This window comes from Herbaspirillum sp. SJZ107 (genome assembly GCF_006715485.1).
Lineage (GTDB): Bacteria > Pseudomonadota > Gammaproteobacteria > Burkholderiales > Burkholderiaceae_D > Telluria.
Genome location: NZ_VFNH01000002.1, coordinates 473918 through 496609, shown reverse-complemented (window position 1 = coordinate 496609; position 22692 = coordinate 473918). Strand labels below are relative to the sequence as shown.

At 68.0% G+C, this 22692-nt stretch carries 18 protein-coding genes; 4 read left to right on the top strand and 14 right to left on the bottom strand.

The annotated features are described in order from the left end of the window. Positions 1–47: 47 nt before the first annotated feature. Positions 48–899 carry a symmetrical bis(5'-nucleosyl)-tetraphosphatase gene (locus FBX97_RS11930; protein WP_141831854.1) on the top strand — a complete coding sequence of 284 codons (852 nt, stop codon included), beginning with the start codon at positions 48–50 and terminating at the stop codon, positions 897–899. Between the two features lie 19 nt (positions 900–918). On the opposite strand, the gene FBX97_RS11925 is transcribed toward FBX97_RS11930, so the two are convergent. The 6 genes from FBX97_RS11925 to FBX97_RS11900 form a co-directional block, all read right to left on the bottom strand. Beyond that, a complete protein-coding gene (locus FBX97_RS11925; RefSeq protein WP_141831852.1) occupies positions 919–1662 on the bottom strand; it encodes a 1-acyl-sn-glycerol-3-phosphate acyltransferase in 744 nt (247 codons plus the stop codon). A 64-nt stretch (positions 1663–1726) separates the two neighbouring features. Next, entirely contained in the window at positions 1727–3019 is a 1293-nt protein-coding gene (locus FBX97_RS11920) for a dihydroorotase (RefSeq protein WP_141834360.1), read from the bottom strand. Between the two features lie 14 nt (positions 3020–3033). Further along, complete coding sequence (locus FBX97_RS11915) at positions 3034–3999, bottom strand: aspartate carbamoyltransferase catalytic subunit (RefSeq protein WP_141831850.1); 966 nt, start codon at positions 3997–3999, stop codon at positions 3034–3036. Further along, positions 3992–4519 carry a bifunctional pyr operon transcriptional regulator/uracil phosphoribosyltransferase PyrR gene (gene pyrR / locus FBX97_RS11910; RefSeq protein WP_141831848.1) on the bottom strand — a complete coding sequence of 176 codons (528 nt, stop codon included), beginning with the start codon at positions 4517–4519 and terminating at the stop codon, positions 3992–3994. Before pyrR ends, FBX97_RS11915 begins: the two co-directional genes overlap by 8 nt. Further along, positions 4500–4898, bottom strand: coding sequence for a Holliday junction resolvase RuvX (gene ruvX / locus FBX97_RS11905; RefSeq protein ID WP_141831845.1), 399 nt, complete (start codon positions 4896–4898; stop codon positions 4500–4502). The genes pyrR and ruvX overlap by 20 nt, the downstream gene beginning before the upstream one ends. 18 nt (positions 4899–4916) lie before the next feature. Next, entirely contained in the window at positions 4917–5537 is a 621-nt protein-coding gene (locus tag FBX97_RS11900) for a YqgE/AlgH family protein (RefSeq protein WP_255517522.1), read from the bottom strand. Positions 5538–5811: 274 nt separating this feature from the next. Here FBX97_RS11900 and FBX97_RS11895 point away from each other — a divergent pair, with 274 nt between their 5' ends. Continuing rightward, on the top strand, positions 5812–7260 hold the full coding sequence (locus FBX97_RS11895) for a deoxyribodipyrimidine photo-lyase (protein ID WP_141831841.1): 1449 nt from the start codon (positions 5812–5814) through the stop codon (positions 7258–7260). 109 nt (positions 7261–7369) lie between these two features. Here the strand turns inward: FBX97_RS11895 and FBX97_RS11890 are convergent, their stop codons facing one another. From FBX97_RS11890 to FBX97_RS11865, 6 genes are all read right to left on the bottom strand, one after another. Beyond that, on the bottom strand, positions 7370–12826 hold the full coding sequence (locus FBX97_RS11890) for an Hpt domain-containing protein (protein WP_141831839.1): 5457 nt from the start codon (positions 12824–12826) through the stop codon (positions 7370–7372). A gap of 20 nt (positions 12827–12846) precedes the next feature. Beyond that, on the bottom strand, positions 12847–15195 hold the full coding sequence (locus tag FBX97_RS11885) for a methyl-accepting chemotaxis protein (RefSeq protein WP_141831837.1): 2349 nt from the start codon (positions 15193–15195) through the stop codon (positions 12847–12849). Positions 15196–15241: 46 nt separating this feature from the next. Next, positions 15242–15787, bottom strand: a complete 546-nt coding sequence (locus tag FBX97_RS11880; protein ID WP_141831835.1) for a chemotaxis protein CheW — start codon at positions 15785–15787, stop codon at positions 15242–15244. A 2-nt stretch (positions 15788–15789) separates the two neighbouring features. Beyond that, positions 15790–16158 carry a response regulator transcription factor gene (locus FBX97_RS11875; protein WP_141831833.1) on the bottom strand — a complete coding sequence of 123 codons (369 nt, stop codon included), beginning with the start codon at positions 16156–16158 and terminating at the stop codon, positions 15790–15792. A gap of 38 nt (positions 16159–16196) precedes the next feature. Then, positions 16197–16580 carry a PleD family two-component system response regulator gene (locus tag FBX97_RS11870; RefSeq protein ID WP_141831831.1) on the bottom strand — a complete coding sequence of 128 codons (384 nt, stop codon included), beginning with the start codon at positions 16578–16580 and terminating at the stop codon, positions 16197–16199. A gap of 170 nt (positions 16581–16750) precedes the next feature. After that, on the bottom strand, positions 16751–16903 hold the full coding sequence (locus tag FBX97_RS11865; RefSeq protein WP_141834357.1) for a rubredoxin: 153 nt from the start codon (positions 16901–16903) through the stop codon (positions 16751–16753). 88 nt (positions 16904–16991) lie between these two features. On the opposite strand from FBX97_RS11865, the gene FBX97_RS11860 reads away from it, so the two are divergent. Both FBX97_RS11860 and hemL read left to right on the top strand, forming a co-directional pair. Next, positions 16992–17813 carry a hydroxymethylpyrimidine/phosphomethylpyrimidine kinase gene (locus FBX97_RS11860; RefSeq protein ID WP_141831829.1) on the top strand — a complete coding sequence of 274 codons (822 nt, stop codon included), beginning with the start codon at positions 16992–16994 and terminating at the stop codon, positions 17811–17813. Between the two features lie 18 nt (positions 17814–17831). Next, positions 17832–19133 carry a glutamate-1-semialdehyde 2,1-aminomutase gene (gene hemL, locus FBX97_RS11855; protein ID WP_141831827.1) on the top strand — a complete coding sequence of 434 codons (1302 nt, stop codon included), beginning with the start codon at positions 17832–17834 and terminating at the stop codon, positions 19131–19133. Positions 19134–19198: 65 nt separating this feature from the next. On the opposite strand, the gene FBX97_RS11850 is transcribed toward hemL, so the two are convergent. Together FBX97_RS11850 and FBX97_RS11845 are read right to left on the bottom strand one after the other, a co-directional pair. Beyond that, positions 19199–20467 (bottom strand): PepSY domain-containing protein, encoded by a 1269-nt coding sequence (locus FBX97_RS11850; RefSeq protein ID WP_141831825.1) that lies wholly within the window; start codon positions 20465–20467, stop codon positions 19199–19201. A 21-nt stretch (positions 20468–20488) separates the two neighbouring features. Beyond that, positions 20489–22666, bottom strand: a complete 2178-nt coding sequence (locus tag FBX97_RS11845) for a TonB-dependent siderophore receptor (protein ID WP_185748565.1) — start codon at positions 22664–22666, stop codon at positions 20489–20491. Between the last annotated feature and the right edge of the window lie 26 nt (positions 22667–22692).

Sequence of the window (22692 nt, the reverse complement as noted above, 5' to 3'; positions counted from 1 at the left end):
GGTAATCCATGGCTGCACGCACGGGCCGAATCATTTAGTATCCAGCCATGAGAACCTATGTCATTGGCGACCTGCAGGGTTGCGCCCACGAAGCCGGCCTCTTGCTGGACCGGATTGCCGGCGATGCCACATCGCCGGAACAAGCACGTATCCTTTTTGTCGGGGATCTGATCAACCGCGGTCCGCAGTCACTGGCTGCGCTACGCCGCATGAAAGCCTTGTCGGAAGCGAGCGAGGGCCGCATCGACGCCCTGCTCGGCAATCACGACCTGCACCTGCTGGCTGTGGCTGCCGGCGTGCGCAAGGCGAGCCGCTCGGACACCCTGGACGAGATCCTGGCCGCGCCCGAACTCGACGAACTGGTCGGCTGGCTGCGCCGGCGGCCGATGGCGATGTTCGTCGATGCGCACCTGCTGGTGCACGCCGGCGTGCCGCCGCAATGGAGCGCGGCCCAGACGATGGCGCTGGCGGGCGAGGTCGAGGCCGTGCTGCGCAGCGACGGCTGGGTCGACTTCCTGCGCCAGATGTACGGCAACCAGCCCGACCGCTGGGACGATGGCCTGGAAGGCATCGAGCGCCTGCGCTGCATCGTCAACGCGCTGACGCGCATGCGCCTGTGCTGGCCGGACGGGCGCATGGACTTCGAGCACAAGGAAAGCGACAAAGGGCCGGAAGGCTCGGACCTGCAGCCCTGGTTCGACCTGCCCGAGCGTAAAACGGCCGACGTCACCGTGGTGTTCGGCCACTGGTCGGCAATGGGCGTGGTGCTGCGGCCGAACCTGGTCGGCCTGGACAGCGGCTGCGTATGGGGCGGAAAGCTGACGGCGGTGTGCCTGGACGACCGCTCGCTGCTGCAGGTGGATTGTCCGGAGTATCGGCCGCATAGCGGCAAGCACTAAAGCGGGTCGCAATACCCGCCTACTGCACCTCCACCGCCCCCAGCGCCTGCGCAATCGCCTCGCGCGCCTGCGCCGCCAGCTCGCGCCGGTGCGCGCCCTCCGATGCAATCGGCGCCAGGCAGCCCAGCCGCGCCACTACCGGCTCGCCCTGCAGGATGCGCAGGATGCTGTCGACGAAGGTCGTCTCGCCGGTGTAGTCGACCGCCGCATGCCAGCCGCCGCGCGCGTCGACGTAGGCCAGTGCGTATGGCTGCACCGGCACCCGGGCGTCGATCGCCGCTTCCAGCAGGTTGGCATGGAAGGGCAGCAGCTGCCCCTGGCTGGCGGTGGTCCCTTCGGGAAAGAAGGCGACGCGCTGGCCCTGGCCGAGCGCATCGACCAGGCCCTTGAAGATGTGGCGCAGATCTCTCCGGTTGCCGCGCGCGATGAAGACGGTGCCGGCCTGCGCCACCAGCCAGCCGAGCACCGGCCAGGCGCGGATCTCGGCCTTGGCCACGAAGCGGCAGGGATGCAGGGCATTGATGACGAAGATGTCGAGCCAGGAAATGTGGTTCGGCACGATCAGCGCGTGGGCCAGAGGCGCAGCGCCCGCCATGTGCTCGACGCGCACGCGGCAGATCGCCAGCAGGCGCGCCGACCAGCGCCGCACCAGGTGCTCGCGCAGGCGCGCGCCGGCCCACGGGAACACCAGGGCGCAGGTGGCTAGGCCCCGCAGCAGGTGAAAGACGAGGCGCGCCAGGCGCCATCCAAGCTGGATAGTCAAGGTAGTGAACGATGCGGGACACGCCGCGCAGGCCGCGGCGTGTCCGATTTTACCGCCGAATGTTTCAGGCAGGCCGGCGTTCGTACGCCACCTGGCCGGCCACCACGGTCGCCCGTACCTGCCCCGCCAGTTCGTAGCCGAGGAAAGGCGTGTGCTTGCCCTGGCTGGCCAGGCTCGATGCGGCCACGGTCCAGCGCGTGTCCGGATCGAACAGCACCACGTCGGCCGGCGCACCGACCGACAGGGTGCCGGCACCCAGGCCTGCGGTACGCGCCGCGTCGATCGTGATGCGCGAGATCGCGCGCGCCAGTGCAGCATCGTCGCCGCCCTGCTCGTGCGCCCACTTCAGCATCAGCGCCAGCAGCAGTTCGAGACCGGTGGCACCGGGCGAGGCTTCGGCGAACGGCAGCAGCTTTTCGTCGTCGTCGACCGGGGTGTGGTCCGAGCACACGGCATCCACGGTACCGTCCAGCACCGCGGCGCGGATCGCTTCGCGGTCGCGCTGGCTGCGCAGCGGCGGCGTCAGGCGCGCGTTGGCGTCGAAGAAACCGATGTCGGCGTCGGTCATGTGCAGGTGGTGCACGCCGACGTCGCAGGTGACCGGCAGGCCTTCCTTCTTGGCGGCGCGGATCAGCTCCAGCGCGGCGGCGGACGAGATGCGGCACAAGTGCACGCGCGCGCCGCTGGCGCGCATCAGTTCGAAGATCGTGTGCAGGGCGATGGTCTCGGACATCACCGGCACGCCGGACAGGCCCAGGCGCGAGGCCAGCGGACCGCTGTGGGCCACGCCGCCGCGGCCGATGTGCGGGTCCTGCGGGCGCAGCCAGACCGTGTAGCCGAAGGTTTTTGCGTACTGCATGGCGCGCAGCAGCACGGTGGTGTCCTCGATCGGATGCTCGGCCTGGGCGAAGCCGATGCAGCCGGCCTCGGTCAGCTCGGCCATTTCGGTCAGCGCGGTGCCCTTCAGGCCCATGGTCAGGGCGCCCAGCGGGTGCACGTTGGCCTGGTTCAGGTTGCGCGCGCGGTGCTTCAGCATCTCGACCAGGCCCGGCTCGTCCAGCACCGGGTCGGTGTCGGGCGGGCACACCAGCGTGGTCACGCCGCCCTGCATCGCGGCGCGCATTTCCGATTCCAGCGTGGCCTTGTATTCGTAGCCCGGTTCGCGCAGGCGCGCCGACAGGTCGACCAGGCCGGGCGCGACCACCAGGCCGGCGGCGTCGATGGTGCGCGCGGCCGTGAAGCCGTCCGGCGCGCTGCCGACAGCCACCACTTTACCGTCGCCGATGTACAGGTCCTGCACCGCGTCGATGCCGTTGGCCGGGTCGATCACGCGGCCGTTCTTGATGTGTAGATTCATGCTCATGCCCATGCTTATGCGTGCCCGCCTGCCAGAATGCTCATCACCGCCATCCTTGTGGCGATACCGAAGGTCACCTGCGGCAGGATCACCGCCTGCGATCCGTCCGCCACCTGCGAGTCGATCTCGACGCCGCGGTTCATCGGCCCCGGGTGCATCACGATCGCATCCGGCCTGGCCAGCGCCAGGCGCTCCGGCGTCAGGCCGTAGCTCTTGAAGTATTCCTGCGCCGACGGCAGCAGTGCGCCCGTCATGCGCTCGTTCTGCAGGCGCAGCATGATGATCACGTCGACGTCCTTCAGGCCTTCGTCGATGTCGGTGAACACGCGCACGCCCATCTGTTCCAGGCCGCCCGGCAGCAGCGTGTGCGGGCCGATCGCGCGCACTTCCGGCACGCCCAGCGTGGTCAGCGCGTGGATGTCCGAGCGCGCCACGCGGCTGTGCAGGATGTCGCCGACGATGGCCACGCGCAGGTTGGTGAAGTCCTTTTTATAGTGGCGGATGGTGTACATGTCGAGCAGGCCCTGGGTCGGGTGCGCATGGCGCCCGTCGCCGGCGTTCACCACGTGCACGTGGTTCTGCTTCGTGTCGTTCAGGTGCTTGGCGATCAGGTAGGGTGCGCCCGACTGCGCGTGGCGCACCACGAACATGTCGGCGTGCATGGCCGCCAGGTTGTCGATGGTGTCCAGCAGCGACTCGCCCTTCGAGGTCGACGAGGCCTGGATGTTCAGGTTGATGACGTCGGCCGACAGGCGCTTGGAGGCGATCTCGAAGGTGGTGCGGGTGCGGGTCGAGTTCTCGAAGAACAGGTTGAACACGCTCTTCCCGCGCATCAGCGGCACCTTCTTGACCTCGCGGTCGGAAATGCTCACGAAGCTCGATGCGGTGTCGAGGATGTGGTTGATGATGGCCTTGGGCAGGCCTTCGATGGTGAGCAGGTGCTGCAGCTCGCCGTTCTTGTTCAGTTGCGGGTTATGCATTGTCGTCTTCGATCGTGAGCGAGAGTTGACCCTGGGTGTCGCGTGTCAGCGACAGCGACTGGCCGGCGGCCAGCTGCGCGTGGGCGCCGACGAAATCGGCGGCGACCGGGAGTTCGCGGCCGCCGCGGTCGGCCAATGCACCGAGCATGATGCGCTGCGGGCGGCCGTAGTCGAACAGCACGTTGATCGCCGCGCGCACGGTGCGGCCGGTGTACAGGACGTCGTCGACCAGCAGGATGGTGGCGCCGTCGACGTTGAAGTCGATGCGGGTCGGCTTCACGTCCGGGTGCAGGCCTTTCCTGGCATAGTCGTCGCGGTAGAACGAGACGTCGATGAAGCCGAGGCGCTTTTCCAGGCCGAGGTCGGCAGCCAGGCGCTCGGCCAGCCAGGCACCGCCGGAGTGGATGCCGACGATGGCGGCGTCGGACACGCCGGCCAGGCCGGCGCGGACCGCGTCGAGCAGGGCGCGGTACAGCGCCTCGGCGTCGAACGCGTCAGCGTTAGAAGTTGGATTGGACATGGTCGTCAAAGTACTGTTGCAAAATGATGGCGGCGGCCTTGGCGTCGATGATCTCGCCACGTTTGGCCTGGATCACGGCCGACGAATAGCGTTCGTCGACCAGCTCGACAGGCAGGTTGAAACGGCCGTGCAGTTGGTTGGCGAAGCGGCGCGCACGCAGGGTCATGTCGTGCTCGGCGCCATCCGGATGGCGCGGCTCGCCGACCACCAGGCGCGCCGGGCGCCATTGTTCGATGAGCTCACCGATGACCTTGAAGCGGGTCGCATTGTCGATGGCCTTGATCACGGACAGGGGCTGCGCCTGTCCGGTGAGGGTATTGCCCATGGCAATACCGATGCGCTTGATGCCGAAGTCGAAGCCTAAAACGATATCAACCATTACCGGGACACGACTCCCTCAAGCATGGCCCGCCTCCGACGCGAGCATCAGCGGATCGATGCCCAGCAGCTTGATGGCGGCGTTGTAGCGTTCCTCGATCGGCAGGTCGAACAGCACATGGGCGTCGGCGCCCACGGTCAGCCAGCCGTTGCGCGCGATCTCCTCTTCCAGCTGCCCCGGACTCCAGCCGGCGTAGCCGATCGAGACCAGCATGCGCTGCGGACCGCTGCCGTTGGCGACGGCTTCGAGCACGTCGATCGAGGTGGTGAAGGCAACGTCGGGCGTGACGTTCAGCGACGACGAGTAGCGGCCGGACGGCGAATGCAGCACGAAGCCGCGGTCGTCCTGCACCGGGCCGCCGAACATGATCGGCTCGTCGACCACGCTCTCGCGCAGCCCGTCGGCGACCTTCAGGTCGATGCGGTCGAACAGGACCTCCATCGTCATGTCGGTGGGCTTGTTGATGACGACGCCGAGCACGCCCTTGTCGTTGTGTTCGCAAATATAGACGACGGTGCCGCCGAAGATCGGATCGCTCATCGACGGCATGGCGATCAGGAAATGATTAGCCAGGTTCAACTCGGGCTGCTTGACCTCCGGCTGAAGCGTACCTGTGCTTTCCTGGGACAAGCCAGGCATGATAAGAGGGTTGCCGACCTTACTTTTTTTCATGCTCATACTCTCTGTTGGCTCACTCTCTGTATTCGGAATTGCTGAAAACCCGCGATGCATGCATTGTCATGGGCGGTGATTCCAGAACCTCCTTTTACCGCAGTATGCACACTTCGAGCTTGGGCTTTTCGCTAGTTTACACTGATTTCCAGACGCAGCCTTTGGAAGCTGCATTTCCAGTCATTACTATTGAGTAATGGTAGACAGTAAAATGCCCTGCACATAAATCCGAACACAGAAGATGACTATGAGAAATTCATTGGTGTGGTTCCGGCGCGACCTGCGCCTGGACGACCATGCCGCACTGCATCACGCCCTGCTCTCCAGGCGCCGGGTGGTGGGCGTGTTCGTCTTCGATACCGACCTCCTGGACGGCTTGCCGGCCGACGACCGGCGCGTGCAATTTATCTACGACAGCGTGCGTGAACTCGACGACCGCCTGCGCACATCCGGAGGTTACCTCATCGTGCGGCGCGGGCGCGCCGCGCAGGAGATCGCCGCGCTTGCTGCCGAGCTCGATGTGGAATCGGTCTATGCCAACCACGATTACGAACCGCAGGCGATCGCGCGCGACCGCGCCGTGGCCGACGCGCTGCGCCAGGCCGGCCGCAGCCTGCAGACCTTCAAGGACCAGGTGATCTTCGAAAAGGACGAGGTGCTGACGCTGGCGGGCGGCCCCTACGCCGTGTTCACACCCTATAAAAATGCCTGGCTCAAGCGCCTGGCCGCCCAGCCCGAGGCGCTGGCGCCGTTCGCGACCCTGCCGCACCTGGCCGCGCTGGCGCCGCGCCCTCTGGGGCATGCGCTGCCTTCGCTGGAAGACCTCGGCTTCCGGCCCGGCGCCACGCCGATCGATGCACCCGGCATGGGCGGCGCCGAACGCACGCTGGCCGCGTTTTCCAATCGCCTGGCGCGCTACGACACCGAGCGCGACTTCCCGGCACGCGACGCCACCTCGCGCCTGTCGGTGCACCTGCGTTTCGGCACGCTGTCGATCCGCGCCCTGGTACGCATGCTGCGCGCGCGCATCGAGGACGGCAGCGGCGGCCCCGGGGCGCCGGTGTGGCTGTCGGAACTCATCTGGCGCGAGTTCTACATGATGATCCTGGCGCGCAATCCGCGCGTAACGACGCAGTCGTTCAAGCTGGCCTTCGATGCCGTGCGCTGGGATGAGGGCCCGCAGGCCGACGCCCTGTTCGCGGCCTGGTGCGAAGGCCGCACCGGCTATCCACTGGTGGACGCCGCCATGCTGCAGCTCAACCGCACCGGCTTCATGCACAACCGCCTGCGCATGGTGACGGCCAGCTTCCTGACGAAGGACCTCGGCATCGACTGGCGCCGCGGCGAGCGTTATTTCGCGCGCCAGCTGAACGACTACGAACTGTCCTCGAACAACGGCGGCTGGCAGTGGGCGGCCTCGACCGGCTGCGATGCGCAGCCGTGGTTCCGCATCTTCAACCCGGTGACGCAGTCGCGTCGCTTCGATGCGGACGGGGCGTTCATCAGGCAGTACCTGCCGCAGCTGGGCGGGCTGGAGGGGGCGGCAATTCACGCGCCGTGGCTGGCCAGGGCGGCGCTGCTGGAAAAGGCGGGGGTGGTGCTGGGACGGGATTATCCGCTGCCGGTCGTGGACCATGAGCAGGCGCGGGCGAAGACACTGGCGCGCTTCAAATTGTTGAAGCAAGAGTAACCGTCGCCCCTGCGCAGGCAGGGGTCCAAGTTGCCTGCATATGGATAACGCGCAAAACTTGGACCCCTGCCTTCGCAGGGGCGACGTTCAACTGCTACGGGCCGCCGCTTTATACCGCCGGCGCCGCCCGCCCCAGCAACCCCGCCATCGCCGCCAGCAGCACATCTTCCTGGAACGGCTTGCCGAAATACGCATCCACACCCAAATCGATCGCGTAGTTGCGGTGCTTGTCCGCGCTGCGCGAGGTGATCATGATGATCGGGATCGCATGGGTGGCCTCGTTGCCGCGCACGTGGCGGGTCAGGTCGAAGCCGTCCATGCGCGGCATTTCGATGTCGACCAGCATCAGGTCGGGACGCGTCTCCTGCATCTGTTCGAGCGCATCGACGCCGTCCTTGGCCAGCAGCACGCGGTAGCCCTCGCGCTCCAGCAGGCGCTGGGTCACGCGGCGCACGGTCAGCGAGTCGTCCACCACCATCACGGTCGGTAGATAAGGACCGTCCGAGGCGCTTGCCGCGGCCAGCGCTTCGGCCTGCGGCAGGCGCGTGCCCTGCCCGGCCAGCAGCACCGGATCGAGGATCAGCACGATCTCGCCGGAACCGAGCACGGTGGCGCCGGCGATGCCGGGCATGCGCGCCAGCTGCGGGCCGATGTTCTTGACCACCACTTCGCGGTTGCCCAGCACCTCGTCGACCTGCAGCGCCAGGCGCGCATTGCCGTTCTTGAGGATCAGCACCGGATACGAACGCTGGCCGCCGGCGCCGCCGGGTTCGCGCAGCAGTTCGGGCAGGTAGTGGAGCGGCACGTCCTCGCCGTGCACCTTGAGCGACCCCAGTTCGCGCGCTGCAGCGAGCTCGCTCTCGCGCACCTGCTGCAGCTGCTCGACCAGCACCGCCGGCAGCGCATGGGTGCGCGACCCGCTGGCGACCAGCACCACCTGGGTCGCGGCCAGCGTCAGCGGCAGGTGGATGGTGAAGGCGGCGCCGCGGCCGGCCGTGGTCTCGATCTCGACCCGGCCGCCCAGCGCGCGCGCTTCCGAGCGCACCACGTCCATGCCGACGCCGCGGCCGGCCAGTTCGGTCAGCGCATCGGCGGTCGAGAAGCCGGGTTCGAACACCAGTTCGGCGGCGTCCTGGTCGGAGATGACTTCGCCGGCCGCCAGCAGGCCGTTGGCCGCGGCCTTGGCGCGGATGCGCGCCAGGTCGAGGCCGGCGCCGTCGTCGGCCACGCGGATCACGACTTCGTTGCCCTGCTGGCTGGCCTGCACCAGCAATTCGCCGGTTTCTTCCTTGCCGGCCGCGACCCGCTCGGCGCGCGCCTCGATGCCGTGCACGATGGCGTTGCGCAGCAAGTGCTCGAAGGGCGCGGCCATGCGCTCCAGCACGCTGCGGTCGATCTCGACGGCGCCGCCGCGGATGTCCAGGTTGACCCGTTTATCCGTTTCCTTGGCGGTCTGGCGCGCCAGGCGGAACAGGCGTTCCGACAGGCTGGCGAAGGGCACCATGCGCGCCCGCATCAGGTCGCGCTGCAGCTCGCGCGTCAGGCGCGACTGCGCGGCCAGGTCCTCGACGGCGGCATCGACGGTGCGCGCCATGCTGTCGTGGAAGGACGAGACGTCGTTCACGCTCTCGGCCATCATGCGCGTGAGTTCCTGCAGGCGCGTGAAACGGTCGAATTCGAGCGGATCGAATTCGCGCTCGCCGGCGATCGACAGGCGCGACGCGATCTGCGACTCGGCCTGCATCTCGACTTCGCGCAGCTGCTGGCGCAGGCGCGCCAGGTTGTCGGTGAAGTCGGACAGCGCGGTCTTCAGCGTACCGACCTGGGTTTCCAGCTTGGAGCGCGTGATCGACACTTCGCCGGCCTGGTTCACCAGGCGGTCGAGGATGTCGGCGCGGACACGGACCAGCGGCGTGCGTGCAGGCTCGGCCTGATTTGCAGCCTGGTCCGCAGCCTGCTCCACGGCGGCGCCGGCGTCCGTGACCTCGGGCGCCGCTGCCGGCACCGGCTCGGGCGCGGCAGCGGGCTGCTGCAGCTGCTCGAACAGCAACTGCGCCTGGTCGTAGTTGGCCAGCAGTTCGTCGAAGGCGGCGGCGCTGGTGGTGCCGGCGTGCAGCATGTTCTCGATCTGGGTTTCCAGCGCATGCGTGTGCTGGCCCAGGCGCATCGCGCCGGCCATGCGGGCGCTGCCCTTGACCGTATGCAGCGCGCGCAGCAGGCCGTGCGCGGCGGCGGTGTCGAGCGGGTTCTGCTGCCAGCGGCGCAGGCCGTCGCCGATCTGCGGCAGCAGGTCGGTGGCTTCTTCCATGAACACCGGCAGCAGGTCCGGATCGAGTTCGTCGGCGAATACCGGCTCGGTGGCCAGCTCGCTGTCCAGCGCTGCCGTCCCGGGCGCTACCGGCTGCGCTTCGGATTCGGCTGCCGGTACAGGCGCGGGTTCCGCTGCCGCTGCAGGTTCCGGTTCCGGTTCTGCTTCTGGTTCCGGCTCCGGTTCCGCTTCCGGCTCCACCTGCGAAGGCACCTCGGCCGTTTCCTCCTCGGGAGGCAGCTCGGATACGGGCGCCGGTTCCGGCTGCGCCTGTTCCAGCGACGGCGCCGCGAACGGGTCGTCGAAATAGCTGTCGAACAGGTCGTCGACGGCGCTGACCGCCGGATCGGCCGGCTGGGCTTCCGGCTGGCGCGGCGCGCTCACGCTGGTCTCGGCCAGCGGCAGCGGTCCGCCGGGCAGCGGCGGGTCGGCCAGGATGCTTTCGTAGGTGGCGGCAAACAGCGCGTCCAGGCGCCCGGCCAGTTCGGCATCGGCATCGCCGAACACGGCGTCGGCCTTGCGCCGTCCCAGCTCGTCGCACAGGGCGTCCAGGCGCGCCAGCAGCTCCGGCTGCGGCGGCGCCAGTTCGCCCAGCGCGAACACCTGCAGCATGACGCGGATGCGCTCGACGCTTTCGCCCAGCAGCGCGTGCTGCTCGTCGCTCAGCGGCGGCGTCGCCATCTGCAGCACCGCTTCCAGCGCCAGCGCGATGTTTTGCAGGGCCGTGAAGCCGACGGTGGACGAGATGCCGCCCAGCGTGTGCGCGGCTGCCAGGGCCTGGCCCGACACCGCGCGCAGCGGCTCCGCGCGCCAGGCGGCAAAGTCGGCGTCGAGCGTCTCGACGATGCCGGCGGTCTCGTTCAGGTAGATGTTATACAGCGGCAGCGGGATCTCGAGCTCGCCGACGCGCTTGACGGTGTCCTCTTCCGGCACGGATGCCGGCTCGATGACCTCGGCTTCGGTTTCAACGCCGGCCTCGGCTTGCGCCGCCGCAGGCACTTCGGCAAACGCCCCACCCTCCTGCACGCGCACCGCGGCAGCCGCCAGCGTCTCGCCGCTGCGTGCCGAGCGGCCGCCGGCGGCCAGCTCGGCCACCCAGTCCGTCAGTTCGGACCGCGCATGTTCGAGCAGCGCCAGCAGGTCCGGCGTGGCGGCGCGCGCTTCGGCCAGCCACAGATTCATGGTCTTTTCGACGGCCGCCGCGCCGGTCGCGAACGCCTCCAGGCCGACCATGCGGCTGCTCCCCTTGAGCGTGTGGAAGGCGCGGCGCAGGCGCGTCAGCGTCTCCTGGTCGCCGGGTTGCGCGTGCGCGGCCGGCAAGGTCTCGCCGACCAGCGCCAGCACGTCCCCGGCCTCGGCGATGAAGATCTCGAGCAGCTCGGCTTCGATCGCATCTTCGGCCGATACCTCGGCAGGCACGGCGGCCGGCGCGACGGCCGGTTCGGCAAGCGCATCCTGCACCGGTTCCTGCACCGGTTCCTGCACCGGTTCCTGCACCGGCTCTGGCACCCGCTCTTGCACCGCCTCCTGCGCCTGCTCATCGAACGCCAGCTCGCGGAACAAACCCGCCGCCTCGTCGAAGCGGAAGCGCTTGCGCGCGGCATCGACGTTCTGCGCCAGCGCATCGGTAAAGAAGCCGAGCGCGCCGATGTTCTGGGCCAGGTTGTCGAGCGCGGCTGCGCGGGCTTCCGCACGCGGCGCGCCGGCAGCCAGCGCGCGCACGGCGTCGCGCACGTGCGCGAGCGCACGCATGGCCCCGTCCTGGTCGAGGATCGCCAGCGCGCCCTGCAACTGGTGCAGCAGCGGGTCGGCCTGCTCCAGCGCGGCCGTGCGCGCCGGGTTTTCATAGTATTCGTCGACCAGCTTTTCGACCTGGCGCAGGCCGGTGCGCATCTCGCCGGCCAGCACCGCCACCGTCTCGCCGTCGTGGTCGCGCGCCATGCCGCCCTGCCATTGCGGCAAATCGGGCGGCGTCTGGCCATTGGCCAGGGCCAGCAGGCGCTGGCCGACCGCTTCGGCATGCTGGCCGAAATCCTCGGGCAACTGGCGCACCTGGTCCAGGCCGTGTTCGACGAACAGCATCGCCTGCGCCATCTCCATCTGCAGCTGTTCGCTCGGTGCGCCGGCCACCGATTCGCTGGCGGCCTGGCCCAGTTCGCGCAGCAGCTGGGCCAGCGCGGGGGCGCCCAGCTTCTCGCTGGCGCCGGCCAGCTTGGACAGGGCGGCATCGAAGCCGTCTTCCTGCAGGTCGGCGCCGCCCTCGGCACTGACAATGCGGTCCAGGCCCTGCTTGGTCTCCGCCAGCGCCTCCTTGGCATCCTTCAGCGCAGCCGGGTCGATGCGGGCATAGCGCCGCTCCAGGTAATCCTGCGGCACCTGGCCCTCCAGGCGCCAGGCATCGCGCAGCAGGCGCGCATCCGGCGTCGGCTGCGGCGCCTGGGCCACGAAGAACAGGGCGTCGCGCAGCAACGCATCGGGCAGGCTGCTGTGCCCCTGCGTCATGCGGCGCAACTGCAGGTTGGCCTGGCCGAACAGCTGCTTGACGTAGAGGTCGCCCGCCACCTGCCCCTGCGCCACCAGGTCGGCGGCGGTCTGCAGTGCCAGCCAGAACGCGTGGGCGTGCGGGTCGGCCTGCACCCGCGTGACCGGCGCTAGGGCGTCGCGCATGGCGCCGGCCTGGCTGCGCTGGGTTTCCGGGTCGGTACTGCGCAGGAAGAACAGCAGTGCCTTTTCGAACTGGGCGCGGCTGGCCGCGTAGTCCGGCGCCGGTCCCGCCGTGCCGCCTGGCAGCAGCGCCGGCGCCAGGTCGAGCGCCAGCATCGCGCCCGGATGCACGCGTTCGGCGCCGAGCAGTTCCTGCAGCGCGCGGTAGTACGGGAACAGGCGCACCGGCTGCTGCCGGGCGCCTTGGAGCAGCTCTTCCAGGTATTCGACCAGCGCCCGGTAAGCCTCGCCCACCACCGCGGCGCGCTCCGCATCCAGCGCCAGCGAGCCGTCCTTGAAGCGGTCGAGCGCCTGTTCGGCGATGCCGGTCAGGTGCTCGACCCCATGCACGTCGACCATCTGCAGCGCGCCGTGCGCCTGGTGCAGGTGCGATTTCGCATGCAGCAGCAGGGTGGGCTGGGCTTCCGGGCTGCGTCCGGCCGCATCCTGCAGGGCCTTGGACGAACGCTCGAGGGCATCGCGGATTTCTCCCAATACCCAGGACAGGGGGCCGGTGTCGAAGTGCGGGGCGTGGACGGGCATCGGTTCGGTCATAAATCAGGTCGGGGTGGTCCTCAAGCGGCGACGCGGAAGCGCGACACCGAATTCTTCAGCTCCTGCGCAAGCTCGGCCAGTTGGCGGATCGACTGTGCGGTCTGCTGCGTGCCGCCCTGGGTGTGTTCGTTGACGGCCAGGATGTGCTGCATATTATGCGCCACTCCGTTGGCCGAGGTGGCCTGCTGGCCGGTCGCGACCGAAATTCCCTCGATCAGTTCGGCCAGGCGGTTGGACACGCGCGAGATGTCGGCCAGCGCGGCGCCGGCGGCGTCCGACAGGCGCGCACCCTCGACCACGCCCTGGGTCGACTTTTCCATAGCCGCCACGGCGTCGTGGGTGTCGGTCTGGATGGTGCGCACCAGGGCGCCGATCTGCTTGGCGGCGTCGCCCGAACGTTCGGCCAGGCGCTGCACCTCTTCCGCCACCACCGAGAAGCCGCGTCCGGCCTCGCCGGCCGATGCCGCCTGGATCGCCGCGTTCAGCGCCAGCACGTTGGTCTGTTCGGTGATGTCCGAGATCAGTTCGGTGATCTCGCCGATCTCCTGCGAGGATTCGCCCAGGCGCTTGATGCGCTTGGAGGTTTCCTGGATCTGCTCGCGGATCTCGCCCATGCCCTTGATCGCGTTCTGCACCGCCGTCGCGCCCTGCTCCGCCGCGGCCACCGACTGGCGCGCCACCTCGGCCGACTGCTGGGCCGAGCTCGACACCTCGGTGATCTGGCCGGCCATGCGCAGCACCGTCGACGAGGCTTCCTGGATCTCGCGCGACTGCTGGCCGGCCGCCACCAGCAGCTCGCCCGACACTTTATAGGCGTCGTCGGAAGCGGTATTCACCTTGCCGGCGGTGTCGATCACGCGCACCACCAGGCCGCGCAACTCCTCGACCGTGTAGTTGACCGAGTCGGCGATCGCGCCGGTGATGTCCTCGGACACGGTGGCGTGCACGGTCAGGTCGCCGTCCGCGACTTCCTGCAGTTCGTTCATCAGGCGCAGAATGGCGGCCTGGTTCTGGTCGTTGGTGGCCTTGGCTTCTTCTTCCTTGGCCTGGGCCAGCAGGCGCGAGGCTTCCGCTTCCTGGCGGCGGGCATCCGACGCGCGGGTGCGGTTGCGCGAGTCCTGCAGCATCACACGCGAGATGCTGCCGGCCATCGCCAGCGTGAAGATCGAGGAGGCGACCAGCAGCCAGAACCAGCCGCCGGTGCCCTTCTCGCCGCTGCGCAGCGCGGTCTGCAGCTCGGTGAGCTGGGCGCGCAGCGCTTCGTTGTCGCCGAAGATGGTCTGCTCGGCCGCCTTGGCCGCGGTCAGGTCTGCCAGGTGGTCGAGGAAGGACGCGACCACGCGCTGGCAGATGTCGAACTTCGCCTGCACCTCGGTCAGCTTGTCGCGCAGCTCGGCGTCGCGCAGCGCGACCAGGCCGAGCGACTCGTTGCCGTTCAGGAGGCCGTCGACGGTGACGCGGAAGGTGGTGGTGTCGCGGCCCATCTGGAACGCGGTCTCGGGGCTGATGCCGCCCGAGGTCAGGAATTCGCTGGCGCTGCGCGACAGGCGCTGGGTCAGCATCATCAGGCGCCCGAGGGCGGCCAGTTCGCGCGCGCTGCCGCCGCGGGCGGTGCGTTCGGTCAGGATCTGCTCGGTGAGCGCCAGCATTTCCGGCGTCAGGACGTCGAGCTGCTTCAGGTTCTTGTCGAAGTCGACCAGTTCCGGCTTCATCTTGAGGATGCTGGCGGCGGCCGTGGACGACACCGCCCACTTGGCACGCACCTTGGCCAGCTGGCGATTCAGGTCGCCGTCGGCGGCCGGGATCGTGTTGCCGTTGAACTCGCCGCCCTTGCCGAGCAGGTCGAGGTCGCGGCCCAGCGCCGCCCAGCTGTCCTGCAGCTGGACGAAGGCGTCGGGCACACCCTGCATCGCGGTCGGCGCCGCCTTGCCGAGGCGCTGCGAATGCATCAGCGCTTCGCCGGCGATCTGGGTCTGGCTGGCGGCCACCGCGCCGCTGCCCGCATTGCGCCACAGCGACAGCAGCGTGACCAGCACGCCGATGGTGAACGCCACCAGCAGGATGCGCAGCTGGCGCGGCAGCGACAGGTGGCCGATGAGCGGCAGGCGCAGCGCCTCGTCGGCACCGGCACCGTTCGCGCGGGCAGCCGCGGCGGCGCGCTGCTTGCGCCGGGTCAGGTTACCGAGCCGCAGGGCCGCATCGTCGGCGGAGCCGCCGGCCGGCACCGCCGTCTCGGGCGCCGCAGCCACGGCCGAAGCAGCCAGCGGCGTGCCGATGCCGAACTGGGTGTCGGGCGACGCCAGCACGGTGCTGCCGTCGCCCTTGTCCTTGGGCAGAAAATTCATCGAGAGTTTTGATGCGAATCCCATACCAGCTCCAGTCCAGAACCTGTCGTGTTGAGTGTTGTATGCCGGCTTACAGGCCGACTTGCAGGAAGCGCTCTTCGCGCACCAGTTCCGCCAGCGCCAGCGGCATCCAGTCGAGGCCATCGGCGTCGATCAGCCTGTCGCCTTCCGGATGCCGCACTTGTTCCATGTCGGCGGCATCGCGCAGCCCGACCACGCGCGTGGCCAGCAGGCCGCAGGGCACGCCCAGCGCCGGCGCCAGCGTGACGATACGGGCGGCGCCCGCCGGCGCGCTGGCCGGCGCCGCCGGCTGCCCCAGATAGGCCGCCAGGTCGACCACGCCGACCAGGTTGCCGCGGATGTTGGCCAGGCCCAGGTACCAGGGCTGGGTCAGCGGCACCCGGGTGAGCGCCGGCACCGGCACGATCTCTCCGGCTTCGAGCAGGTCCAGCAGGTAGCGCACGCCGCCGATCTCGACGCCCAGCTGGTTGGCGCGGGCGCCGCTGCTGGTGCGCGCGGCCTGCACGCGCTCGAGCAGCTGCTGCTGGTACTGGCGCAGGCGGGTACGGCGCGCCGCGGGGTCGGCGCTGCGGCTGGCGACGTCGATGCCGGCCATGGTCAGGCGCCGAGCGTGGCGATCCTGGCCAGCAGCTGGTCCGGATCGACCGGCTTGACGAAATAATCCTTGGCGCCCTGGCGCATGCCCCAGATGCGGTCGGTTTCCTGGTTCTTGCTGCTGCAGATGATGACCGGCACCGACGACAGTTCCGGATCGCGCGCGATCGAGCGCGTGACCTGGAAGCCGTTCGCGCCCGGCATGACGACGTCCATCAGGATCAGCTCCGGCCGTTCGGCCCGGATTTTATTCAGCGCGTCCTCGCCGTTGTCGGCGGTGGTCACGGCAAAGCCGTTGCGCACCAGGATGTCGGTGAGGTAGTAGCGTTCGGTCGGGGAATCGTCGACGATCAGGATCTTTTTAATGGCCACGATGGCTCCGGCATCAATGTTGGAGTGCTGTCTGCCGCTCAGGCGCCCGCGTGGTCGCGCACGGTGGCAAGCAGGCTGTCTTTGGAAAACGGTTTGGTGAGATAAGCCGACGAGCCGACCATGGCGCCGCGCGCGCGGTCGAACAGGCCATCCTTGGACGACAGCATCACCACCGGCGTCATCCGGAACCGGGCGCTCTTCTTGATCAGGGCGCAGGTCTGGTAACCGTCCAGGCGCGGCATCAGGATGTCGCAGAACACCAGCGCCGGGTGATGGTCGTTGATCTTGGCGAGGGCGTCGAAACCATCCTCGGCCAGCACCACCCGGTAGCCGGCCTGGGTCAGGAAAATCTCGGCGGAGCGACGGATCGTGTTGCTGTCGTCGATCACCATGATCGTCGGGCCTGTCGATTGGGTCGTCATATTTATTTCACTTCAGCATGAAACCGCACGATAGCATAGGGAATTGCCCTTGTGCGCGAAGTGTTGCTACGCGTCAACTCGACAGGAAACAAATCTTGCCGGCATGATGTCTAACCGGCCAGACTCGTTGATGAAATACTCAGATAAGTTGTAGATCGAAGAAGATCCGATCAGATCTCGGTCATTTCGAAATCGTCCTTGCGCGCCCCGCACTCCGGGCACGTCCAGTTCATGGGGACGTCGGCCCAGCGGGTGCCTGGGGCAATGCCATCTTCCGGGCTGCCTGCGGCTTCGTCGTAGACCCAGCCGCAGATCAGGCACATCCAGGTCTGGTAAGCCTGCGTTTCATTGCTCACGTTTGCTTCCTTCTATCTAGTAAAATGAGAGGTCAGGTATCTTAATCTACGCGCTGTGCAAAACCAACTGTCTCCTCTCATCCTCACGTTCGGGCCGGCAGACCCGGTCGGCGCGCTCGGCATCCAGTCGGATGTGGCCGCCTTCTCGATGCATGGTTGCCACGGACTGTCGGTGGTGACGGGCCTGCTGGTGGCCGATTCGGCACGCGTCGACGACATCCACCCGGTGGACTCGCCGACGGTCGCCGCGCAGGCGCGCATGCTGCTCGAAGACATGCCGATCGCCGCCATCAAGGTCGGCACCATGGCCACCCTGGAACAGATCGCCGCCATCGCCGAGATCGTCTCCGACTACGCCAACCTGCCGCTGATCCTCGATCCGTTCGCCTCGTCCCTGCCCGACTGCGGCATGCGCGACGACGACATCCTGACCCTGATCCACCAGTTGCTGGCACCGCAGGCGACGGTGATGATGCTGTCGCAGGCCGAACTGGCGCGCTTTGCCGACTGCTGGCGCGATCCGGCGTCCGAAGCGCCGCTGGAAGACGACGTGACCGAACTCACCGCCCTCGGCTGCCGCCACGTGCTGGTGACGGGCACCGGCGGCGGCGACGGCACCCGCATCAACAACCTGTACGACGGCGAAGGCCTGGTCGCCAGCCTGCCCTGGGGCCAGCACCTGCCCGGCCCCTTCGTCGGCGCCGGCAGCACCCTGTCGGCCGCGCTGGCGGCGCAGATGGCGCACGGCGTAGCCGCCGCCGACGCCGTGCGCGCCGCCCAGGACTACACCACCGGGGCCCTGGTCCATGCCTGCCGCTTCGGCATGGGCCGCCTGGTACCGAACAAGATCTATCGCATTGCCGGCGGCAACTGCTGAACCTTACCCACGACTTCCATGACCGACACGACTGCAACCACTTCCAAGAACGACACCCTGTTTGCCCGCGCCCAGCAAAGCACCCCGGGCGGCGTGAATTCCCCGGTCCGCGCCTTCCGCTCGGTCGGCGGCACCCCGCGCTTCATCACCCGCGCCGAAGGCCCGTACTTCTGGGACGCCGACGGCAAGCGCTACATCGACTACATCGGTTCCTGGGGTCCGGCCATCGTCGGCCACGCGCACCCGCAAGTGGTAAAGGCGGTGCAGGATGCGGCCGCCAACGGCCTGTCGTTCGGCGCCCCGACCGAGGGCGAGATCGAGATCGCCGAGGAAATCTGCCGCCTGGTGCCGTCGATCGAGCAGGTGCGCCTGGTCTCGTCGGGCACCGAAGCGACCATGAGCGCACTGCGCCTGGCGCGCGGCGCCACCGGCCGCGACAAGATCGTCAAGTTCGAAGGCTGCTACCACGGCCATGCCGACTCGCTGCTGGTGAAAGCGGGTTCCGGCCTGCTCACCTTCGGCAACCCGACCTCGGCCGGCGTGCCGGAAGACTTCGTCAAGCACACCCTGGTCCTCGACTACAACAACATCCCGCAGCTGGAAGACGCCTTCGAGTCGATGGGCGACACCATCGCCTGCGTGATCGTGGAAGCCGTGGCCGGCAACATGAACCTGATCCGCGCCACGCCGGAGTTCCTGCGCCGCATGCGCGAGCTGTGCACCGAATACGGCACCGTGCTGATCTTCGACGAAGTGATGTCGGGCTTCCGCGTCGGCCTCGGCGGCGCCCAGGAACTGTACGGCATCACCCCGGACCTGACCGCACTCGGCAAGGTCATCGGCGGCGGCCTGCCGGTGGCGGCCTTCGGCGGCCGTGCCGACCTGATGGAAAAGATGGCGCCGATCGGCCCGGTCTACCAGGCCGGCACCCTGTCCGGCAATCCGGTGGCGGTGGCGGCCGGCATGACCACCCTGAAGCTGGTGCAGCAGCCGGGCTTCTACGAGAAGCTGTCCGGCCAGGCCGTGAAGCTGGTCGAGGGCCTGACGGCCGCCGCGAAGGAAGCCGGCATCGACTTCTGCGCGGATGCCGTGGGCGGCATGTTCGGCATGTACTTCTCGACCCACGTCCCGGCCAGCTACGGCCAGATGATGGCCGGCGACAAGGACCGCTTCAACCGCTTCTTCCACGGCATGCTGGAAGAAGGCGTGTACTTCGCGCCGGCGATGTTCGAGGCGGGCTTCGTCTCGGCGGCGCATGACGATGCGATCATTGCCGAGACGGTGGAAGCGGCGCGCCGGGTGTTTGCGCGACTCGCTTAAGCCCGCGCCACGTAAACGTCACCCCTGCGAAGGCAGGGGCGACGTGTTCAAGGTACGGATCTCTCTTACGCCTCCCGCATCACCGCCTGCCGCTGGATCGCCGCCACCGCGCGCGACGCCCGCTTGCGCCACCAGATGATCACCCCGGTCACGCTCAGCATCGCCACCACCAGGCCCATCGCCGAAATCAGGATCCGCCCCGGCAGCCCGAGGATGCGGCCCGAATGCAGCGGGAACTGGGCCTGCACGAAGATGTCGGCGGCGGTGCCCTTCCACGGCTGGCGCTCGCCCAGCAGCTTGCCATTCACACCGTCGTAGTACAGCAGCGCCGGGCCGACGCCGCCCGTGCCGTGGTCGCCGCCCGGCTTGAAGAAGCTGATCATGTAGATGCCGAACTCCTGCGAATAATAGACTGCCCCGACCGGGTCGTCCCAACGGCGGCGCTGTCCTTCTGCGCCGGCGCGCGCGATGACCTCGGCCAGCGGGATGCGCGGCTCGATCAGGTGCTGCTTGTCCATCATCGGACGGGTGTCGAAAGGCGTCGGCGTGACTTTCGACACCTTGCTGATCACCGGATAGAAGACTTCGTTGTACAGGTTCAGCGAGAAGGCCGTAAAGGCGAGGATGAACAGCAGGATCCAGGTCCACAGGCTGAAGGCGCGGTGCAGGTCGAAATTCAGCTTGGCCGAACCGCCCTGCCAGCGCACTTTCCAGGCCGGCTGCCAGCGCTGCCACCACGATTTACCGCCGGCGCCTGGCTGCACGGCCAGCGCCGCCTTCTTGCGCCGCACCGGCAGCGTCAGGTAGAAGCCGACGAAGCTGTCGACCATCCAGATCATCGCGATGCCGCCCATCAGCCACCAGCCCCAGCGGTCGGTGCCCCACATCTCGGGGAGGTGCAGCGTGTAGTGCAGCTTGTAGAGGAAGGAGACGAAGGTTTCCTGGGTGATCGGCCAGACCGCGCCCCATTCGCGCTTGCCGAGTTCCGCGCCGCTGACCGGGTCGACGAAGACCTGGTTGAAGCCGGGCGTGGCCAGCTCTTTCGTGGCCGGATCGAAGCGCGGCGATACGCCCAGCGCCAGCGACTTGCCCGCTTCCGGTTGCAGCACGAGGTAGGACACGCGCACCTGCGGATGGCGCGCCTCGACCTGCTGCGCCAGGGCCAGCGCGGATTGCGGCGTGCCCGCGCTCTTCGCTTCCATCAGATGCGGGTTGAGCAGGTCGTCCAGCTCGTGGTCCCAGGAGATCACGGCGCCCGTGAGACCGCTGACGAACAGGAAGCCCGCGGTCAGGAGACCGAGGTAACGGTGGATCAGGGTCCAGAAGGCGCGCATGGGATCAGTCTCGGTTAGTCGTCAGAAACGGTAGCGCAGCGTCAGCGATGCACCGCGCGGCGCCTGGTAGTTCACGCCTTCATACGCGGCCGACAAGCCGAAGTGCTTCTTGTCGAGCAGGTTGTTGACGTTCAGCTGCGCCGACAGCTGCCGGCTGAACTCGTAGCGCGCCATCAGGTTGACCAGGGCGAAGGCTTCCTGCTCGACGCGGCCGCCGTTCGTGTTCGCCGGGGCGCCCGGCACGATGGTGTAGGTCTCGCCTTCCCAGTTCACGCCGCCGCCCACGCTCAGCTTGTCCCATGCGCCCGGCAGGCGGTAGGTGGTGAACACGCGCAGCAGGCGGCGCGGGTAGATGCTGTTGATGTCGGCGCCCGCGGCATCCTTGATGCGGTACTGGGTATAGCCGGCGCTGGCGCTCCAGCCCCTGGCCAGTTCGCCCGAGAGTTCGAACTCGAAGCCTTCGCTCTTGGCGCCTTCGGAGGCGACATAATAGGTTTCCGGGCCGAGCGGGCCGCCGCGGTCGATCTTGTCGACCGCCTGGGCCAGGTTGTTCTGCTTGACCTGGAACACCGCCAGCGAGCCGTTCACGCGGCCGTCGAGGAACTCGCCCTTGACGCCGGCTTCGTAGTTCTTGCCTTCGATCGGATCGAGCATGCGTCCCGCCAGGTCGAGGGCGTTCTGCGGCTGGAAGATGTCGGTGTAGCTGGCGTAGGCCGACCAGGTTTTATTGATGTCGTAGACCAGGCCGGCGTACGGCGTCACTTCATGGTCGTGCTTGATCCGGTAGTCCGGGGCGAAACCGCCGCTGCCGGAGCGCTCGTAGTCGGTGACGCGGGCGCCGACGATCAGCTTGAGCGGATCGGCCAGCGCGAAGCGGGCCACGCCGTACAGGGCTTCCTGCTCCGTGTGACGGTCCTGGTAGAACTGGCGCTCGCCCCAATTCGGTTCCGGGAAGGCTGCCGGGTTCCAGTTGTTGAAGTCGCCCGGGACCGGGAAGATGTCCGACGGCCGGTTGTCGGCAGTGAAGTCCTGCTTCATGCGCATGTAGCCGAAGGCAGCTTCGTGCCTGCGGCCACCCAGTTCGAAGGCGCCACCGGCGTGCAGGCCGATGTCTTCCTGGTCGGTATGGTTGATGTAGTTGGCCGGATAAGCACTCATGCCCAGGCCGGTCACGCGGTCGGGACGGCCCGACAGGTAGAGCAGGTAGGCATCGCCGTCGCGCTTGGCCTTGTTGTAGACGGCGTGGACCTTCCAGCCGTTGTCGAAGGTGTGCTGCAGGTCGACGAAGGCATTGCCGTAGGTGGTCGGCCAGCGGCTCCAGGCGGCGCTGGTGGTCTTCGAGACCTCCCAGTTGGTCGGGGTGCCGTCGCTGTACCAGTACGGCAGGCTGCCCCACATCGGACTCTGTGCGCGGCTCTCCTGGCGGCTGTAGCCGGCCTGCAGCAGCGTGCGCGGGGTCAGGTCGGCCGCCACCGTGGCGTACAGGGTGTTGCTGCGCAAGCCGCCGTAGTCGACCCAGCTGTCGCTGTCCGTGTACTCACCCACCACGCGTGCGCGCACGCTGCCCGATGCGTTCAGCGGCGTGGACACGTCGCCCATCACGCGGCGCTCGTTCCAGCTGCCGACGCCGGCTTCGATCCAGCCAGTCACCTGCTTGCTGTCGGCATGCTTGCGCACCAGGTTGATTGCCGCCGACGGGTTGCCGGCGCCGGTCATCAGGCCGGTGGCGCCGCGCACGACTTCGACGCGGTCGTAGATCGCCAGGCTGGACGCGACTTCGCCGCCGCTCCATTGCTGTTCGTAGGTGGTCGGCAGGCCGTCGATCTGCAGGTTGTCGATCTCGAAGCCGCGCGCCGTGAACTGGCCGCGGTTGGTTTCATACTGGTTGACCGAGACGCCGGTGGTGTTGTTGACGACGTCGGTCACGGTCTGCATGCGCTGGTCTTCGATGCGCTGCAGCGTCACCACCGATACCGATTGCGGGGTCTCGCGCAGCGACAGGTCCAGCGGCGTGGCGGTGCGGGCCGAACCGGCGGTGTACGAATTCGCGCTGCGCTGGGCGGTCACCTGGACCTGCTGGATGGGGGTATCTGCGTCCTGGGCAGCCTGGGCCTGCGCAAGCAGCGGCATGGTGGCGCCCATCAGTACGGCGAGTCGGTTGAGCTTCAGACGCCGGGCGGCGGACGCTTGCATTTTCATCGGTATCCCATCAGTTGAGCAGAAAG

Bases quoted from the DNA above. Each gene is read 5' to 3' on its own strand.
- FBX97_RS11900 (WP_255517522.1), bottom strand. From the start codon at position 5,537: ATGCCTGGCTTGTCCCAGGAAAGCACAGGTACGCTTCAGCCGGAGGTC.
- hemL (WP_141831827.1), top strand. From the start codon at position 17,832: ATGACCGACACGACTGCAACCACTTCCAAGAACGACACCCTGTTTGCC.
- FBX97_RS11850 (WP_141831825.1), bottom strand. From the start codon at position 20,467: ATGCGCGCCTTCTGGACCCTGATCCACCGTTACCTCGGTCTCCTGACC.
- FBX97_RS11890 (WP_141831839.1), bottom strand. From the start codon at position 12,826: ATGACCGAACCGATGCCCGTCCACGCCCCGCACTTCGACACCGGCCCC.
- ruvX (WP_141831845.1), bottom strand. From the start codon at position 4,898: ATGGTTGATATCGTTTTAGGCTTCGACTTCGGCATCAAGCGCATCGGT.
- FBX97_RS11895 (WP_141831841.1), top strand. From the start codon at position 5,812: ATGACTATGAGAAATTCATTGGTGTGGTTCCGGCGCGACCTGCGCCTG.
- pyrR (WP_141831848.1), bottom strand. From the start codon at position 4,519: ATGTCCAATCCAACTTCTAACGCTGACGCGTTCGACGCCGAGGCGCTG.
- FBX97_RS11885 (WP_141831837.1), bottom strand. From the start codon at position 15,195: ATGGGATTCGCATCAAAACTCTCGATGAATTTTCTGCCCAAGGACAAG.
- FBX97_RS11880 (WP_141831835.1), bottom strand. From the start codon at position 15,787: ATGGCCGGCATCGACGTCGCCAGCCGCAGCGCCGACCCCGCGGCGCGC.
- FBX97_RS11930 (WP_141831854.1), top strand. From the start codon at position 48: ATGAGAACCTATGTCATTGGCGACCTGCAGGGTTGCGCCCACGAAGCC.
- FBX97_RS11870 (WP_141831831.1), bottom strand. From the start codon at position 16,580: ATGACGACCCAATCGACAGGCCCGACGATCATGGTGATCGACGACAGC.
- FBX97_RS11920 (WP_141834360.1), bottom strand. From the start codon at position 3,019: ATGAATCTACACATCAAGAACGGCCGCGTGATCGACCCGGCCAACGGC.
- FBX97_RS11845 (WP_185748565.1), bottom strand. From the start codon at position 22,666: ATGAAAATGCAAGCGTCCGCCGCCCGGCGTCTGAAGCTCAACCGACTC.
- FBX97_RS11865 (WP_141834357.1), bottom strand. From the start codon at position 16,903: ATGTGCCTGATCTGCGGCTGGGTCTACGACGAAGCCGCAGGCAGCCCG.
- FBX97_RS11915 (WP_141831850.1), bottom strand. From the start codon at position 3,999: ATGCATAACCCGCAACTGAACAAGAACGGCGAGCTGCAGCACCTGCTC.